Source organism: Parageobacillus thermantarcticus (assembly GCF_900111865.1).
Taxonomy (GTDB): domain Bacteria; phylum Bacillota; class Bacilli; order Bacillales; family Anoxybacillaceae; genus Parageobacillus; species Parageobacillus thermantarcticus.
In genome coordinates, this window is sequence record NZ_FOJS01000006.1 from 56,925 (window position 1) to 73,209 (window position 16,285).

Below are 16,285 nucleotides of genomic sequence, written 5' to 3' on the forward strand. Positions count from 1 at the left end.
TTTTTTTCCAAGAAAAACGCCCGCTAGAGGCAAAATGCGATGGCGAAACGTTTTTTCACGACATCATTTTTCCTTTGTATCCGTTTCTCCCCACCAACCTTTTTTCTTAAAATATAGCGCAACGGAAATACCGATTGTGGTCATTAACAAAAGGGCATAAACATAACCATATTTCCATTTTAGCTCTGGCATTGCTTCAAAATTCATGCCATATACGCCGGCGATAAACGTCATCGGCATAAAAATCACGCTCACTAATGTCAATGTTTTCATGATGACATTCATGTGATCGGATTTTAATGACAGCTGCAAATCAAAAATGCCAGACAACGTTTCTTTAAACGTGTCCAACGCAGCGGTAATGCGGGAAAAACGGCCAACGATATCTTGCATATAAGGATTTGTCTCCGCATGAATGTGAGGAAATTTTGTATGCTGAAGCATTTTCATCATTTCCTCTTGTGCTTCCGCAATCTGCCGAAGCTCATGAATCTGAATTTTCCAGCGATAAATGTTGCGGCCAATTTCATTGGCAAACGGCGTTTTAAACACTTGTTTTTCCAACGATTGAATGCGGTCGGCAATATCATCGATCACTTGTAAAAAACGAAGCGCCGATACATCTAAAAAATAATACAACACGTATCCAGGATGTGACGCATGTTCGCGATGATGAACCAATTTTTCTTTTACTTGTTCAATCAATGGGTCATTTTCTTCTGCATAGCTAATCATATACTGCTCTGTAGCGATCATTCGTATTTTCGTTATCTGCAGCTGAGGGCGAACGATAAAAAGCGAAATAAATAAACATCGTTCATACTCATCGACCATTGGTATGTCCGTTCCGTATAACAACCGCTGCTTTGCTAACGGATGAACGGAAATGGTCCGCAATAGCCGCTCCAAGTCTGTTTTGGAAGCTTTCGTAAAATGCAGCCAACACGCGTCTTTTCCAGCCGGTGCATAATCGTTATCGATGTTAGCAATCACGTCATCATATCGCATCACACATTTCCTTTCTTACGCAGTTATTTCATCACCATATATAGTGTTGGCGTTTTTCTCGCAAAAAAACCTTAACCGCTTTTGGAAAGCGATTAAGGAATTTTTTCCGGCTCAATATGAACGTGCGTCGCTTCAATATTATGATGCTTTTTCATTAGGCGTTCCACTTCATCGGCAATTTCGTGGCTTTTGACAACCGTTAAATGCGGATCGACGTGTATCGTCACGTCAAGGACGACATAATTTCCTAACATTCTTGCTTTGATATCGGCAACGTTTTTTACTCCATCAACAGTGGCGATTTCGTGTTTGTATGTCGTCAATACACGTTCGTCAAACCCATCGGTTAACGCATGGGTCGTTTCCATAAATACTCCCCAAGCGGTTTTACAAATCATTCCACCAATCAGCACAGCGACAAGCGGATCAAGCCACAATAGATGCACTTGCGCTCCAGCAATCCCGACGACCGTCCCGATGCTGACAAGGGCATCGGACAAATGGTCTTTTGCGGCTGCGGCAAGCGCTTGGCTATTCGTCCGCTTCGCTAACCGCTTATTAAAAGAATATACGGCTAACATGGCAAGAGCGGATGCGATAGCGACAAACGCGGCAAGCGGTTCAGGAGCGCTTTCGTTTTCGGGATGAAAAACGGAAGAAATTCCTTCAATGATCACATCGATGCCGATCGACATCATCATGAACGCCGCAACTAACGACGAAATATTTTCCGCCCGCGAATGACCATACGGATGATTATGGTCGCGCGGTTTTTTCGCAATTTTAATTCCGATTAGAATTGCAACAGAAGCAATAATATCGCTGAAATTATTCCATCCGTCCGCTTTGACGCCGTCAGAATGGGCAATGGAGCCGACGGTCAGCTTGCTTATCGCTAATGCGATGTAGCTTGCGATACTGACCCAAGCCCCTAATTCTGCTTTCCATTTCTTTTCCACATACTTCACCAACCTAGCATTGTCCTTTCTGCATTTATAAGTGTACCAATACAAAAACGTGTGAGTCTATAGCAACAAAATTGGCTTTTGGAAGGAGTATAGAATCGGGCAAATTTTTTCCTATTAAGGTAACTTTTTTGGATAAAACCAAACTTGCGTCAAGTTCAATCATATAAAAAATTAGGAATCGACAATACTCACTGAAGGTTTTCATGGCATCGTCGTCGCATTGGGCATAAATTCGGCTATCGTCTATTTTCCTGTTCAACATAGTCATTGATACAAACAGGGCTACTCTCTCTCACATACACTACCATGAGCAATGACAAAAGGAGGCGGACAAATGTCACCGCATTGGTATCATGTTTGCTGCCGCTACCGCGGTAAAGTCGTACGTATCCATGATAAATTTGGCAATGTTCATATCGGACGGATCATACGTGTCACGCCAACCCGCGTCTATATTGCGCCAGTCGGGGCGCGAAACCTTGGCGGGTTTGGCTACGCGTTTGTTGGCTGGGGATGGGGATACGGATATGGAATCGCGCTCGCCGCCATCGCCGCGATCGCGCTAATTGCTTTGTTTTGGTGAAAATTTCCCCTACATGATGCAAAAAGTGGCCCGCTAGCAACAGCGTAAGGCCACTTTTTGCATTTTTCTTTATCCTTTTGAAATATTTTCGTCCATCACCAAAAGATGGACCTATCATTGACCGTTCCGATAAAAAGAAACTTCTTATTTTTCCAACAATTTGCCAATTTATTTTACTATTAACCATATCCATTTTGGATTTCATGGGACTAACCAATATTTTATTTATCAATGGATTCATGATAGCTTTATTAGTCTGAATTGGCTAACCTCAAAACAGCTTCGGTCATTGCCTAGAATTTCCGAAATAGAAGTGGAAATGAGTCAAGAAACTACATAATTGGCTTACGTGATAATCAACGAATTGATTTCATTTTTGTTTTAGACAATAAAATACGCCTTCTTCCATGTTTTGCAACATGAAAGAAGGCGTTTTTGGTCTTGATTATATCTCCTTTTCGTGGTTTCCCATTACATCTTTTTCACAATGCGGAAATATTCCTCCAGCGTTATGTTTCTTTCGAACATTACTTTCGCCGCTTTTTTGCCGACATAGCGAAGATGCCACGGTTCATATTGGTATCCAGTGATCGCTTCTTTCCCTTTCGGATAGCGAATAATAAACCCGTACTCATGAGCATGGAGGGCAACCCATTTTCCTTCTTTCGTTTCTCCAAAAGCGGTCGTCAATTGATATCCAACCGTCGGGCTTGTGATATCCATCGCCAATCCCGTTTGATGTTCGCTCTGCCCCGGCAGCGCGACCGCATGAATCGCCCTTTCCTTCCCTTTTTCTTTTACTTCTTCCGCAAATATCATTTTTTGGCGCTCATAGGAACGATAGCCGGATACGGCGGCAAGCTGAATGCCGTCTTGACGCGCAGCAGCGAATAACGCTTCAAGCGCTTTTGCCGCTTCGGCGCGCATATACCGTTTATCCACGTTCGTTTCGGAAAACGAGAACGGAACGCGCGGAACCACTAAATCATCCGGCTTATACGTAGCTGGCAGCGATTGTTCTTTGTTCACAAGCGCCAATACATTGCTTGGATTCATAATGACTTTTATGCCATTTTGCACTTTGACAATATTCCAATATTCCGGTTCGAGCAATAGCTCCGGATCGGTAGCCGGTTTCCTCTGCTCATTTTTATCAGTTGCCGCATGCTCATCTATTTTATCTATTTTGTCCGCTGTTTTTTCACTCGAAAAATGGTTTAGTTGGCTGCATCCGCTAAATAAAAAAAGCGTTGCAACCGCCATCCATCGAAATAGCTGTTTCATCCTTTCACCTTTTCTACGTTTCTGCACGGCGAAAGCCGGTGCGTTCTTGGGTGCAAAAAAGTTTTCCCTTCCTGCGCGCAATGCGATTGCATCGCAGCACTCCTAGCACAAAAAGCAACGCGTTTTCATTCATATCGTTCCATTGCGCGATTATTCTACGCGAATCGCCGTTTCTAGCGCCACTTCAATCATATCGTTAAACGTCGTCTGCCGTTCTTGTGCCGTTGTTTCTTCTCCTGTTAAAATATGGTCGCTTACTGTCAGCACCGAAAGCGCTTTTCGACCGAATTTTGCCGCCAGCGTATATAATGCCGCCGTTTCCATCTCAACGGCTAAAACGCCGTAGCGGGCCCACGTCTCCCAGTTCGGCTCATCATTATAAAACATATCAGCGGTAAAGACGCTGCCGACCTTTAGCTGAAGCCCTTTTTCGACGCCGACTTCATAAGCGGTCCGCAACAAATCAAAATTTGCTGTCGGCGCATAATCCCGTCCGCGGAAAGTCAAACGGTTCATGTTCGAATCCGTGGATGCGCTCATCGCTAAAATAACGTCACGAACGTTTACATCTTTTTGAATCGCTCCGCACGTTCCAACGCGAATGAGTGTCTGTACATGATAGCTTTGGATTAATTCATTGACATAAATCGAAATCGAAGGAACTCCCATTCCTGTCCCTTGCACGGAAATGCGGTGCCCTTTGTATGTACCAGTAAAACCAAGCATGCCGCGCACGCGATTGTAGCATGTCGCTCCTTCTAAAAACGTTTCCGCGATATATTGAGCGCGGAGCGGATCGCCCGGCAACAAAATTTTCTCGGCAATTTCTTGTTGCTTCGCCTCGATATGGATGCTCAAGCAATATACCTCCTTCGTTCGACAACAATTTCTTTGGCATTATGTTTGCCCTTTTTATCATATCACACATTCATTGGAAATGGCAGTAAAAGATCAAGCACTATTCTCCGCCAATGAACTTCGCTCGTTGGAAAACAAAATTGCTTTTTATCAGCTTCTTGTTTACAATTTTCGGGACATCATCTAGCAAAACGTTATGCGTAAACGATCATCGTTATGGGCATACTGAATAACAAGCTGGCGAAATCTTAGCAATTTCATGACACTCCTGTCGCAGCGTTTGAAAGGAGGGCGATCACTGATGAAAAAGAAATTGGAACAAGCGGTGGAATACGCAAATAAAACCAATCCGTCATCCCGCTCCAATAACCAACCGTCCACTTCGAAAAAAGAAAAAACAAAATTTTAAGGGAGAAACTTTCTCCCTTTCCCGTTTAAGACGTCTTGGAATGATAGTCATCGCGGCGGCGCGCCAAATACTTCTCATTAATATACAGCACCTTTTTATCTTTGCTTCGCGTATATTTTTTCTCCCGTTCCTTTCGTTTGCGAACAAGCCAATAACCGAGTATATACATCGGAAGAACTAATTCTATCGCTCCCGCATAAACGTATAAAAACTGTTTCGTCCATTTTATTTTCGCCAGCTGTACATCGATATCACTGAACGTGTAATAGGAAACCGCCACAATCAGCCCGGCGATGAGCACATTGACCACATGCAAAAAAGGTATGTCTTTCCAGCGAAAAAAGATTCGTTCTATCTGCTCTTTGACAAATAGCAAAACAACGACGGATACGACGCTAAGCAACATCGAAACAATAAGCGCGGCCATCACCGTTTCCCCTTCCCCTTTACATCCAACTACAAAAATTTTCCGCCAATGAATCTGCCGAAACCGTACAAACTAACAATGACACAATAACAAAGGAGGAAGCTGTTATGGGTAAAAAACACCGAAACCGCATTAACGGTCAAAAAAAGAATAACCATATTCCAAAAGAAGCGTTAATTGCTGAGGGTATCGCGCACGCGAAAGAATACTCCGCTGCGGGAGGACGAAAAAATGGGCCAGGCCACCACGACAACCCCAATTCATAACGATACCGTGATTTTTTGTATAAAATTTCCCCTCTTCGTCCAATAATGAACTTGCTTTTTCGCCGTTTTCTTTTTGCGCCTTTTCGAGGAGCAATCAGCCAATCGCCAAGCATAAATATGACGGAAAACCCTTGTATGACAACAAGGGTTATGTGGAAGGATCAACTTCATCGAAGGATAATGTCACTACTTTCGTATAATCGCCGCGGGCAATTTCTTCTTTCGTCGCTTTTTCATTTAGCTCTTCATCGTCATCGATTCCCGGCGCGATTGTCGGGAACCCGTTATCAAGCTTTTTCTTCTCCAAGTGACCGCCTCCTTTCCTTTATATCCATACCCGAAATTCACGTAAACTATTCGACTTTTTTCTCCATTATACCATCGTTTTTTATTTCTGGATGGAATATTTCGAATTTTTTTGCTAGCGAATGTGAATGCGGCTAATCTGTTTCCATCCTTCTGGGCATAATTTGTAATACGCTTGCCCTTTTAATCCTTCGTCAATGAAGACGATATCTCCCGTACTCATAAAACGGGCTTGATAATCTTTTGGCAATAAATCAGGTACGTTAAACATGCGATAAACATGCGATAATGCTTCACGGTGATTGGCCGCGCTGATTATCAGCCTGTATACTTGCCTATATCCTTTCGTTTGTCCAAAACTTGGCGTTTGGAATATGGTGATATCATACTCACGCTTGATATGAAGCATTTTTTTCATCCATAAGCGTACCATCGACATCGCTCCTTCTGTCATCCTTTTATCCAAACATATTAGTGATCAGCGATGTCGATTCCTTTAGCAAAATGGCTATTGTTTTGTCGAATGGATTCGTTGCTTGCCAATATCGCGTCCGATCAACTGATCAACATCGTTGATTAAATCGGCAATATTGTCATAAGGCCGGTCTATTTGCAGCATTTTTCGCAATATGCGCCGAGCCTCCGCGGAAAGCGATAATTCTTCTTCCCAGCTTCTTTCTTCCTCTGTCACCGGTTCATAAGAAGAATACAACAAAAATAAAGTGAAATGCCCTAATGCATAAAAATCGCTTTTGGCGTTCGTTTCCCTCCGGAGCCGCTTTTCAAGCACATACGTTTCCAGATGAGGAATTGGTTCTCCAAAAAAGCGCGCCAAACCAAAGTCAATGATAAACACCACGCCATCGCAAAGCAAAATGTTCGGAATGCGCAAGTCGCGGTGCACGACGCCCTTGGCGTGAATACAAGCGACCACTTCAAGCACATCGCGGAGCAAACAAAACGATTGATGCTCCGTATACGTATATCCTTTGTCAAAAATCAATGTCTCTACTGTCTCCCCTTCGATATACTCCATCACAAGATGTGGAATTCCTTTTTCCACAAACATGTCATACAATTTCGGAATTTGTGGGTGCTGAAGGCGGCGCAGAATGGCCGCTTCCCTCTGAAACACCACGCCGCTTACATTCCGCTTCGTCCGCCCTTGCTTTACCACGACACTCCTTCCCGTCTGTAAATCGCTTGCCATATAAGCAATTCCATAACTTCCCATGCCGATCTCCTCAATAATTCGATAGCGCTGCCGAAGAAGATAGCCTTTTTGATAGCGACGTTCGAATAAGCGGGCGAACGAAGAGAAAAAATAAGGTAGACGCATCGTTAGTTGCCAAAAAAGCTGGAAAAGAAGCTGCCGCTATGGTGTTTCTTTTTATAATGCTTATGGCCGTATTGGGAAGGATGGATGTGCGGATAATGATTCGACGCATGGTAATGGTCGCTGCTGCTGTAATGGCCTTTGTGGTAATGATGATGCGACATGCTTTGTTTCAAAATCGCTTTGATCATTTTTTTTCAGCATCGCAATCGCTCCTTTTTAAACAAAATTTACTCATATATACGAAATAAAACAAGCGTGGGTTTCACTTTCACGCAAAATAAGTGCTAGGAGGGATGCGCCATAAACCGATATCGTTTTTTATCCCGAATCGTTCATCCGCTGCAGTCACTGTACCGTCATTTTTTATACCGGCACCATATTCATATCGCTTCCCCATCGCTGTTGCATCAACTTTCGAAACAATGGGAGCGCCTGTCGCATCCCCGTATTACCGAAGAAGAAAATCAACTCGTTGCTGAAATCTGGAAAAAAACAGCGAGGGATAACCGCAACAATATTACACGGACAGCGGCCTATTGGGCGTTTTTCGAGCGTCATCCCGAAGTCCATTGGGCGCTTTTAGCGCATATCGTTTCCCGGAATGGCGGATGGAATATGACCGATTTGCGGGGAAGCGTCATTCCTCGTCTTCTTCCCACCGCATCGATTCACCCGCTGTTTTTATTTTTAGAGAGGGCGAACGCGCTTATTTTTCATGACGCTTATCCCCAGCTATTGTTATATGAACAAAGCAAACAAATGAAAAAACCGTTATTTCATTTACTTCCTTGTTTTTCTGTTTCTTCCTTTATGAAACCGTTTTGGGAATATTTTTTTGAAACCAAAAATTCGCCGATAATCACCGTGGCGTTGATCATTAACGAACAGCAGTACATTCAAAAAAGAGTGATTGAGAATAAATTTTTTCAAGAGCGCGTGCTTGAGACAATGCCGTTTATTGCCGAGCAATGGCTCGGTTTTAACAACGTGCTCATTCCGTATAAGGCTGGTCGCCACATCCGCCTTGCCGGCACCACCGTCCGCGATTTTGCCGATGTCCATCACCGCATTCATATCGGCAAAACGCTTTACAGCATATTGTTTTTCCAAAAACCGCTAGCAAAGCGCGCCTGCCAATTTGCGTCGCAAACGGCGCATACCGGTTCACGCGCCGATTTTTGGCCGCAGCTATTTTCGCCTGAAAAAACCGATCCTTTTCGCATTTACAGTCCCCGCTTGGAAGCAGTGTGGCCGAACATCCCTCATCCGTTTTCCGACCGCCGTGACTGGTTTACCGATCAAACGATTATCAAAATGATGGAAACGATCCCTGTTATAAAGGAAAAAGATATGACGACAAGCTATATGCATCACATGCAAACACTAAAAATTGCCGCCTCAGCGATTCCATAATAAAACGACGAGCGGTGGTCACTCGTCGCTGTCTCCGATGTCAAGTTCCTCATCAATGATGCATTTTTCCAATAAATAATCAAACGTAATATCCGCTAGTTCTTCTAATTCTGTCTGCGTCGGCACAAAACCGCGGCGGATTAATTCGCGATAAAAAAATTCGGCAATTTCTTCCGTATCAATGACCACTTCAATTTCCTTCACCACATCTCGCCCCCTTTGTAATGTTTTATGTGCGCTGACACCGTTTTATGTCAAAAGAATTTGCTGATCTATGTACTAATTTTCCCTTTCTGCCCAAACATTAGTAGAAAAAAGAAAATATGATCATGGACAAACATTCATCCATCACCGATAAAACAAAAGAAACCGTTGTAAGCATCTATCATTACATCGCATCTCCATCGCGCCAACCGTTCCGTACAACAAAGCTTCGCTCATTTGTATCCTTATGATGCTACATTTCGACGCAAGCGAGTAGACGCTGCCTATTAAGAAAAAACGTTTTTTGTTAGCGTTTTCAAAAAAGAAGAGATGAGAAGACGTTACGCCTCCTGTAAAAACTGTTCCCATAGCTCGTCAAATATCGTCATGCTATCTAAGTAATCGCCGTTTAACTCTAAGTACCGGCTAATTTCATCATAATCGGTTGACGTTTTCGGAAACCCGTGATCCAAATATGCCCCATTCGCAAACCGGACGAACGGGTCTTCTTTTTTTCCGTCGCGAAATTTTAATAAATAATGGTAAAACGAACGCGCCATTGCCTTTCATCCTCTTTCTATTTTTTTCTTTGTTGTTATTTTAATGAGTTTGCACGGTTTTGTGAAGTGCTTATTGAAACATTCCACATGCAAATGCTTCCGCTCCCTTTTTTTACAATGAAAAAGCATGCTCATCACCACGCATAGGCATGGAAGAATCTCTTTCGCATGCAGGAACCTAGCCGGAAATTTCGCATAATGTTTTATCTTATGCCTTTTCTAATCGGCGTAACGTGGTCTAATGAAAGCGAAAGAAATTCCATTCAGTTCATAAGGTTTCAATTGCCTTGTTCATTTACAATGCTTTTATGGATCCAAATCGCCGCCTGCGCCCCTTCCCCCATGGCGATCGTGACTTGCTCTGAATGAACGCCGATGTCTCCTGCCGCCCAAATATTCGCGACGTTCGTTTGTTTCGTCCGCGGGTTAGTGGGAATATGCTTATTTTCTAACCGTTCCACGCCAAGCTGTTTAGCAAGCTCTGTATTGACTTTGTTATGGCCAAATGCGATAAATCCGCGCTCACCGAAAATTTCCGTACCGTTTTGCAAACGGATGCCGCAAAACATCGGCCCTTCCTCTACTAGCACAGACTCAATCGGGTCGCGAATGTAACGGATGCCTTGTTCAGACAGCTGCTTCCGCCACTTTTCCGATAGCTCTTCGCCATCATGATTAACGTAAATAATATCCTTTGTCCAATACAAAAGCGTCATTGCCATGCTCGCCCCAGCGACTCCCGCACCGAGTATGATCACTTTTTTGTTTGTTACTTCATATCCATCGCAGTCCGGACACACGTAAACGCTCGTTCCTAAACATGGAATGAGATTAGGAATGGGCGGAATTCGATCTTTCACTCCTGTCGCTAACAGCAGCCGTTTGCTTTCATACGTTTTTCCGCTTTGGCCAAACAGAACAAATCGCTCGCCTTTTTTCTCCGCAGCCGTCACCTCATCATCGACAAAATGCACTCCGAATCGTTCCGCTTGTTTTCTGCCAAGCGCGCGCAGCGTTTCTCCGCTCACGCCGTCAGGCCAGCCGAGCAAATTATGATACGCGCGGCAAAGCGTGGAACGGCCGTTGTTCGCATCGATCACAAGAACGCGATGATGGTAGCGGCCGAGCTGAATCGCCGCCTGCAATCCGGCGATGCCGCCCCCGATAATGATGCACTCATACATCGTATATCACCTCCCGTCTGCTTTTATTTTGTATTGTTCGTTATTGACTCGTATTCATGCACTTTACAAAAAAAAAGCCGCCTCCATAAATAGAGACGGCGCAATCTAGCCGTTAATAAACCGTTTGTTGTTCCTCAGCAAAATCAATTTCAAAGCCAAGATCCTCCAACATCCGATAATCTTCTGATTTTTCCTGACCAGCTGTTGTTAAATAGTCACCGATAAAAATGGAGTTGGCCGCATATAAGCCAAGCGGCTGGAGCGAGCGCAAGTTGACTTCGCGCCCGCCGGCAATGCGAATTTCTTTTGTTGGATTCATATAGCGGAACAATGCCAATACTTTTAAACAATAGCGCGGATCGAGTTCATTCGTTCCTGCTAGCGGCGTGCCATCAATCGCGTTCAAAAAGTTGACAGGAATCGAATCCGCATCAAGAATGCGCAAACTCCGCGCCATGTTAATGACATCTTGCTTTGTTTCCTTCATGCCGACAATGACGCCGGAACAAGGGGAAATGCCAGCTTGTTTCACCGTTTCCACCGTTCTGACGCGGTCATCATATGTATGGGAAGTCGTGATGTTCGGGTGATGTTCTCTCGATGTGTTAATGTTGTGGTTATAGCGGTCGACTCCCGCTTCTTTCAGGCGCGCCGCTTGTTCCGGCTTTAAGATGCCAAGGCATGCGCAAATTTTCAAGCCGAAGCGTTCTTTAATTTCTTTGACGGCGGAAACGACTGTATCGATTTCTTTTTCGCTCGGGCCGCGTCCGCTCGCGACAATACAGTATGTGCCGATGCGCAGGCGGTACGCTTCTTCCGCTCCGCGAATGAGCGTTTCTTTATCGACCATTTTATACGTTTTGATCGGCGCCGTCGAAACGGCGGACTGCGCGCAATATCCGCAGTTTTCCGGACAAAGCCCCGATTTCGCGTTAATAATCATATTCAGCTTTACTTTATTGCCGTAATATGTGCGGCGAATGTTGTACGCGCCTTGCATCAGCAGAAGCAGCTCCTCATCAGGGCAGTCTAAAATCGCCATCGCTTCTTCATCGGTCAATTCATGCCCTGCAATAACGCGATCGGCCAATGCTAACCAATTTGGCATTCTTTCTCTCCCCTTTCCATATGATTACATTTATCGTAGCGGAAGAGGAGCTATATTGTCAACCAAAATATTTTTTAGGTTAACGGTTAATCTATGATCAAGTTGCAAATAAGCGTCTATTCCCCGTTAATCCCATATTTCATCAAGATGGTCGGCGTAAAAAACTAACGCTTTTTCATATTTTTTGATCCAAGGGTCAGAAGAAGCGGCGACCAGCGCATGAATTAACATGGATACTGCTTCCATTTATTCCGTTAATTTTTTGACAATATCGCGGGCGATCCATACGCCGCAAGCGCTCGCTTGGGCGAGCCCGCGCGTAATGCCGGCGCCGTCGCCGCCGACGTACAAGCCGGAAATTTCCGTCTCAAATCGGTCGTTTAATTTTGGGCGGGCGGAATAAAATTTCGCTTCAACCCCGTAAAAAAGCGTATGCTCGGAAGCAATTCCCGGAGTGACGTGATTGAGCGCTTCCGTCATTTCGATAATGCTTTTCATCGTATTATACGGGAGAACAAGGCCTAAGTCGCCGGGAACCGCTTCTTTCAGCGTCGGCTCGATAAATCCTTCTTTGATCCGTTTTTCCGTAGAGCGTCTTCCTTTTAAAATGTCGCCGTACTTTTGCACGATGATGCCGCCGTTTGATAACGCGTTGGCAAGCCGGGAAATTTCATGGGCGTATTCATTTGGCTTATCAAACGGGTCGGAAAACTTGTGCGATACAAGGAGCGCAAAGTTGGTGTTATTGCTGCCAAGTTCCGGATCTTTATAGGCGTGGCCATTGGCGAGCATAATGCCGGAATGGTTTTCAACGACGACATGTCCTGACGGATTGCTGCAAAACGTGCGGACTTGCGTACCAACCGACGTGTTGAAAATAAATTTTCCTTCGTACAAATGTTCATTAATCTCTTCCATGACAATGTTCGACGTTTCGACACGCACGCCGATATCCACTTGGTTGTTGATCATGCGCAAGCGGCGTTTCCGCAATATTTTGCTCAACCACACCGACCCATCGCGCCCCGGTGCGATGACGACTTTCTCCGCCATCAGCGTTTCGCCGTTTTTCAGGACTACTCCTGTCACACGATGCCCATCGTTCGTTTTTTCCGTTATAATATCGTCGACTTCCGTTTTAAAACGCATCTCAATCCGCTCATGCAAATATTCAAAAATGCTTTTTAAAATTTCTAAGTTTTGTTCCGTTCCTAAATGGCGGACGTAGGCACGAAGCAGCTTCAGCCCAGCGGCGTAAGCGCGGCGCTCAATTTCTTTCACTTTCTCCGTCATCGGATCGGTAATCGATGTCGTCGCCCCGTGTTTTAGATTAATCTCGTCAACATAGCGAATGAGTTCCAGCACTTTAGACGCCGGCAAATAATCGGTCATCCAGCCGCCGAATTCGCTTGTAATATTAAATTTGCCGTCCGAATAGGCGCCGGCCCCGCCGAAGCCATTCGTGATCGAGCATGCTGGCACGCAGCCGGAGTAATCTTTTTTGCCGGCCGGCGGCGGGCATTTCTCGATTTTTTTCTGAAGAATCGGGCAATTCCGCTTATATATATCATGTCCTTTATCAATCAATAAAACGTTTGCTCCCGGAAGTTTCAGCGTTAGTTCATAGCACGTAAAAATTCCCGCCGGCCCTGCGCCGACGACGATTACATCGTAACGGTTATTCATCTGTCCATCCCCCATTTTCCGTATTCCATTTGTAACTATACTAAGTATTTTTTGTCTCGTCAATATAAAATACGAACTTTTTTATGATTTAATATAAAAAACGTTCGTTTTTAATCGCTTGTTTTTCGATCATAAAATTGATAAGTTGATAGAGTAGCAAAAAAGAAGGGGTGTGAACAGATGAAATTTTTCGTGAAAAATTTTATTAACGGTGTGATTACGATCGTCCCGATTATTTTGGCGGTATACGTCTGTTATAAAGTGTTTGCGTTTTTGGACGGGCTGCTTGGCCGCTACGTACGCCCGTATTTAAAAGAAGACTACATACCGGGAATCGGAATATTATGCACGATCATTCTCATTACCGTTCTTGGCTGGCTGTCAACGCAATACGTGAGCGGGCGCGTGATTCGCCTGATCGATCGCCTGTTAGAAAGCATCCCATTGATTAAAACGGTTTATTCAGTAATAAAAGATACGATTACTTCATTTGTCGGCGAAAAGCGGTCATTTTCCAAAGTAGTGCTTGTGGAATTACCTAACACCGGAATGAAATGCCTCGGCTTTATCACGTCAGAGGAGGTCGAAAACTGGCTTAGTCCGCTGAAAGATCATGTCGCCGTCTATATTCCGCAAACGTTCCAAGTTGCGGGCATCACTTTTTTAGTTCCGAAACAACAAGTGCAAATCATTGATATGAAACCAGAAGAGGCGATGAAATTCGTTCTTTCCGGAGGAATGGCTTCAGCTAAAAAGAAAGGGCTGCCTGAATAAAAGGCAGCCTTTTTGACACATCATAAAAAATATCGCTTTTTCCAAAAAATAAACGCGGTAACTGTTGACAACAAAGCAGCGATCAACATCGCTACCATAAACGCATATGGGGAATGCTGATACGGAATCGGCACGTTCATGCCATAAAAGCTCGCCACCATCGTCGGCAAGGAAATAACGATCGTGATCGCCGTTAAAAACTTCATGACAATGTTCAAGTTATTGGAGATGACCGAAGCGAACGCATTCATCATCCCGCTTAAAATGCTGCTGTATACTTCCGCCATTTCAATCGCCTGCTTATTTTCGATAATGACGTCTTGAAGCAAATCCTGGTCATCTTCGTACATGCGCAAGTAGTTTAGGCGCAACAAGCGCTCCATCACAATATTGTTCGCTTTGAGCGATGTCATGAAATATACTAAGCTTTTTTCCATGCTGAGAAGCGAAAACAGCTCTTTATTTTTCATCGACTGATGCAGTTCTTTTTCAATTTCGCTCGTTCTCCGGTTAATTTGTTTTAAATAGCGCAAATAATATGTCGCAATCATATATAACATTTGCAGCGCAAATCTCGTTTTCATAAACGTGTAAAAGTTTTTAATTTTATTGTTGGAAAATTCCTCAAAAATCGGATTTTCTTGCAGGCAAACGGTAATAAAACACGTATCGGTGATGATCATGCCGATCGGAATCGTTTCATACATTGGCCCATCGACTTCATCATTGGCGGCGATCGGAATATCGACGATAATCAATACGTGATTGTCTTCTTTTTCGACGCGCGACCGCTCTTCGTCATCTAGCGCATCTTTGATCGAATCGATCGGAATATCAAGATGATTGGCGATATAGCGGATTTCTTCTTCCGTCGGCGCCACTAAATTAATCCAGCAGCCATTTTTAATTTCATTAATTTCTGCCATTTTTCCGTTGGCATCAGATAAATACATTTTCATCATACGCATCCTTCCTCCTTTTCATCGCGAGGAAGTTTGCGCTTCTCCTTTTTCGATCGGAGCCCGTTTTCGTACGATGAGTAGCTCGGTGATCGAAAAAGAAGAAGACGGCGCTCCCCCGCTATATTCCGGCTCTGGCTCACTCGAACTTCGACTACTCATATACGAAAACGTCACTCCTTTCGCAAAAAAATATTCCTCGATTAATAATAACGTTGAATGACGCATTTGTATAGTGGTTTTCCAAAGAAAAAGCAGCCTGCCGGCTACTTTACTTTATTCGCTCGATGGCGTCGTGTTGAAAAAATCGCGTTGATTTTGTTCTGCCTTGCCGCGATTGGATCGTTTTTTCTGTTTGTTTCCCATCACTCCATCGGATTCGTAGCTCAGCGGAAACGGCTGTTTTTTCTCCATTTTCCCCCTCCTTTTTTCGCCTCTCTCTTTACTTTTTGCCAATGAAACGCAATTTAGTCAAAAATGTCATAAGATATTCACTAACTTTGTACATCGGATCGCTTTCTCCCTTTATAATAAAAGACAAGGAGGGTGTGAACATGGAAATTATTTTAGCGCCAAAAGCGTTCGCTTGGTATAAGGAAGAACTTCATTTACAAAAAGGCGATGCTGTCCGCTTTTTCGCGCGCTACGGCGGCTGCAGCACCGTACAAAAAGGATTTTCCCTCGGTGTCGCCAAAGACGAGCCTATCGAACCGGGGGCGCAAACAACGATCGATGGAATCACCTTTTTTGTCGAAGATCGCGACATATGGTATTTTGATGGCCATAATTTAGTCATCGATTTCAATGAGCAGGCAAATGAGCCGGTGTTTATGATCGAATAAACTTCTCTCGCCTGCGTTCCATGGAAAAAGACGGATCGGGAATTGTTCAATCCCGCCGTTTTTCCATCGTTGCTGATTGCTGAAGAATAAAAAAGCTAGCTTTTTCG

Annotated in this window: 22 protein-coding genes; 5 read left to right on the top strand and 17 right to left on the bottom strand. The window is 44.2% G+C overall.

The genetic code is table 11. The features are described from left to right. Positions 1-63: 63 nt before the first annotated feature. Positions 64-1,008, bottom strand: a complete 945-nt coding sequence (locus tag BM278_RS05560; protein ID WP_090948386.1) for a magnesium transporter CorA family protein — start codon at positions 1,006-1,008, stop codon at positions 64-66. Positions 1,009-1,100: 92 nt separating this feature from the next. Next, on the bottom strand, positions 1,101-1,979 hold the full coding sequence (locus BM278_RS05565) for a cation diffusion facilitator family transporter (RefSeq protein ID WP_090948387.1): 879 nt from the start codon (positions 1,977-1,979) through the stop codon (positions 1,101-1,103). Between the two features lie 331 nt (positions 1,980-2,310). On the opposite strand from BM278_RS05565, the gene BM278_RS05570 reads away from it, so the two are divergent. Further along, positions 2,311-2,559 (top strand): hypothetical protein, encoded by a 249-nt coding sequence (locus BM278_RS05570; protein ID WP_090948388.1) that lies wholly within the window; start codon positions 2,311-2,313, stop codon positions 2,557-2,559. A 471-nt stretch (positions 2,560-3,030) separates the two neighbouring features. On the opposite strand, the gene BM278_RS05575 is transcribed toward BM278_RS05570, so the two are convergent. The 3 genes from BM278_RS05575 to BM278_RS05585 form a co-directional block, all read right to left on the bottom strand. Beyond that, the gene (locus tag BM278_RS05575; protein ID WP_090948389.1) at positions 3,031-3,843 is read right to left on the bottom strand and encodes a M15 family metallopeptidase; all 813 of its coding nucleotides are present in this window, start codon (positions 3,841-3,843) and stop codon (positions 3,031-3,033) included. Between the two features lie 150 nt (positions 3,844-3,993). Next, on the bottom strand, positions 3,994-4,701 hold the full coding sequence (gene deoD, locus BM278_RS05580; RefSeq protein ID WP_090948390.1) for a purine-nucleoside phosphorylase: 708 nt from the start codon (positions 4,699-4,701) through the stop codon (positions 3,994-3,996). A 434-nt stretch (positions 4,702-5,135) separates the two neighbouring features. Beyond that, positions 5,136-5,537, bottom strand: coding sequence for a hypothetical protein (locus tag BM278_RS05585; RefSeq protein ID WP_090948391.1), 402 nt, complete (start codon positions 5,535-5,537; stop codon positions 5,136-5,138). Between the two features lie 107 nt (positions 5,538-5,644). Here BM278_RS05585 and BM278_RS18660 point away from each other — a divergent pair, with 107 nt between their 5' ends. After that, positions 5,645-5,803, top strand: a complete 159-nt coding sequence (locus BM278_RS18660) for a hypothetical protein (protein ID WP_167359582.1) — start codon at positions 5,645-5,647, stop codon at positions 5,801-5,803. Between the two features lie 148 nt (positions 5,804-5,951). On the opposite strand, the gene BM278_RS18665 is transcribed toward BM278_RS18660, so the two are convergent. The 4 genes from BM278_RS18665 to BM278_RS05600 form a co-directional block, all read right to left on the bottom strand. Then, positions 5,952-6,110 (bottom strand): hypothetical protein, encoded by a 159-nt coding sequence (locus BM278_RS18665; protein ID WP_167359583.1) that lies wholly within the window; start codon positions 6,108-6,110, stop codon positions 5,952-5,954. Positions 6,111-6,224: 114 nt separating this feature from the next. Continuing rightward, a complete protein-coding gene (locus BM278_RS05590; protein WP_090948392.1) occupies positions 6,225-6,542 on the bottom strand; it encodes a YodL domain-containing protein in 318 nt (105 codons plus the stop codon). 75 nt (positions 6,543-6,617) lie between these two features. Continuing rightward, the gene (locus BM278_RS05595) at positions 6,618-7,448 is read right to left on the bottom strand and encodes a serine/threonine protein kinase (RefSeq protein WP_090948393.1); all 831 of its coding nucleotides are present in this window, start codon (positions 7,446-7,448) and stop codon (positions 6,618-6,620) included. 2 nt (positions 7,449-7,450) lie between these two features. Then, positions 7,451-7,636, bottom strand: coding sequence for a hypothetical protein (locus tag BM278_RS05600; RefSeq protein ID WP_090948394.1), 186 nt, complete (start codon positions 7,634-7,636; stop codon positions 7,451-7,453). 214 nt (positions 7,637-7,850) lie between these two features. Here BM278_RS05600 and BM278_RS05605 point away from each other — a divergent pair, with 214 nt between their 5' ends. Then, complete coding sequence (locus tag BM278_RS05605) at positions 7,851-8,861, top strand: DUF2515 domain-containing protein (protein ID WP_244151102.1); 1,011 nt, start codon at positions 7,851-7,853, stop codon at positions 8,859-8,861. 18 nt (positions 8,862-8,879) lie between these two features. On the opposite strand, the gene BM278_RS05610 is transcribed toward BM278_RS05605, so the two are convergent. The 5 genes from BM278_RS05610 to BM278_RS05630 form a co-directional block, all read right to left on the bottom strand. Then, entirely contained in the window at positions 8,880-9,065 is a 186-nt protein-coding gene (locus BM278_RS05610; RefSeq protein ID WP_064551763.1) for a YozD family protein, read from the bottom strand. A 341-nt stretch (positions 9,066-9,406) separates the two neighbouring features. Next, positions 9,407-9,625 (bottom strand): YozE family protein, encoded by a 219-nt coding sequence (locus tag BM278_RS05615; RefSeq protein WP_090948396.1) that lies wholly within the window; start codon positions 9,623-9,625, stop codon positions 9,407-9,409. A gap of 278 nt (positions 9,626-9,903) precedes the next feature. After that, entirely contained in the window at positions 9,904-10,809 is a 906-nt protein-coding gene (locus BM278_RS05620) for an NAD(P)/FAD-dependent oxidoreductase (protein ID WP_090948397.1), read from the bottom strand. 112 nt (positions 10,810-10,921) lie between these two features. Next, the gene (gene bioB / locus BM278_RS05625; RefSeq protein WP_090948398.1) at positions 10,922-11,917 is read right to left on the bottom strand and encodes a biotin synthase BioB; all 996 of its coding nucleotides are present in this window, start codon (positions 11,915-11,917) and stop codon (positions 10,922-10,924) included. Between the two features lie 246 nt (positions 11,918-12,163). After that, on the bottom strand, positions 12,164-13,603 hold the full coding sequence (locus BM278_RS05630) for an NAD(P)/FAD-dependent oxidoreductase (RefSeq protein WP_090948399.1): 1,440 nt from the start codon (positions 13,601-13,603) through the stop codon (positions 12,164-12,166). 180 nt (positions 13,604-13,783) lie between these two features. On the opposite strand from BM278_RS05630, the gene BM278_RS05635 reads away from it, so the two are divergent. Then, entirely contained in the window at positions 13,784-14,377 is a 594-nt protein-coding gene (locus tag BM278_RS05635; protein ID WP_090948400.1) for a DUF502 domain-containing protein, read from the top strand. Between the two features lie 20 nt (positions 14,378-14,397). Here BM278_RS05635 and BM278_RS05640 read toward each other — a convergent pair whose 3' ends face one another. The 3 genes from BM278_RS05640 to BM278_RS18675 all read right to left on the bottom strand — a co-directional run bounded on the left by BM278_RS05640 (position 14,398) and on the right by BM278_RS18675 (position 15,750). Further along, positions 14,398-15,339 carry a magnesium transporter CorA family protein gene (locus BM278_RS05640; RefSeq protein WP_090948401.1) on the bottom strand — a complete coding sequence of 314 codons (942 nt, stop codon included), beginning with the start codon at positions 15,337-15,339 and terminating at the stop codon, positions 14,398-14,400. 18 nt (positions 15,340-15,357) lie between these two features. Beyond that, positions 15,358-15,498 carry a hypothetical protein gene (locus BM278_RS18670; RefSeq protein WP_167359584.1) on the bottom strand — a complete coding sequence of 47 codons (141 nt, stop codon included), beginning with the start codon at positions 15,496-15,498 and terminating at the stop codon, positions 15,358-15,360. A 114-nt stretch (positions 15,499-15,612) separates the two neighbouring features. Then, positions 15,613-15,750, bottom strand: coding sequence for a hypothetical protein (locus BM278_RS18675; protein WP_167359585.1), 138 nt, complete (start codon positions 15,748-15,750; stop codon positions 15,613-15,615). Between the two features lie 140 nt (positions 15,751-15,890). Here BM278_RS18675 and BM278_RS05650 point away from each other — a divergent pair, with 140 nt between their 5' ends. Further along, entirely contained in the window at positions 15,891-16,178 is a 288-nt protein-coding gene (locus BM278_RS05650) for a HesB/YadR/YfhF family protein (RefSeq protein WP_090948403.1), read from the top strand. The last annotated feature ends 107 nt before the right edge of the window (positions 16,179-16,285 follow it).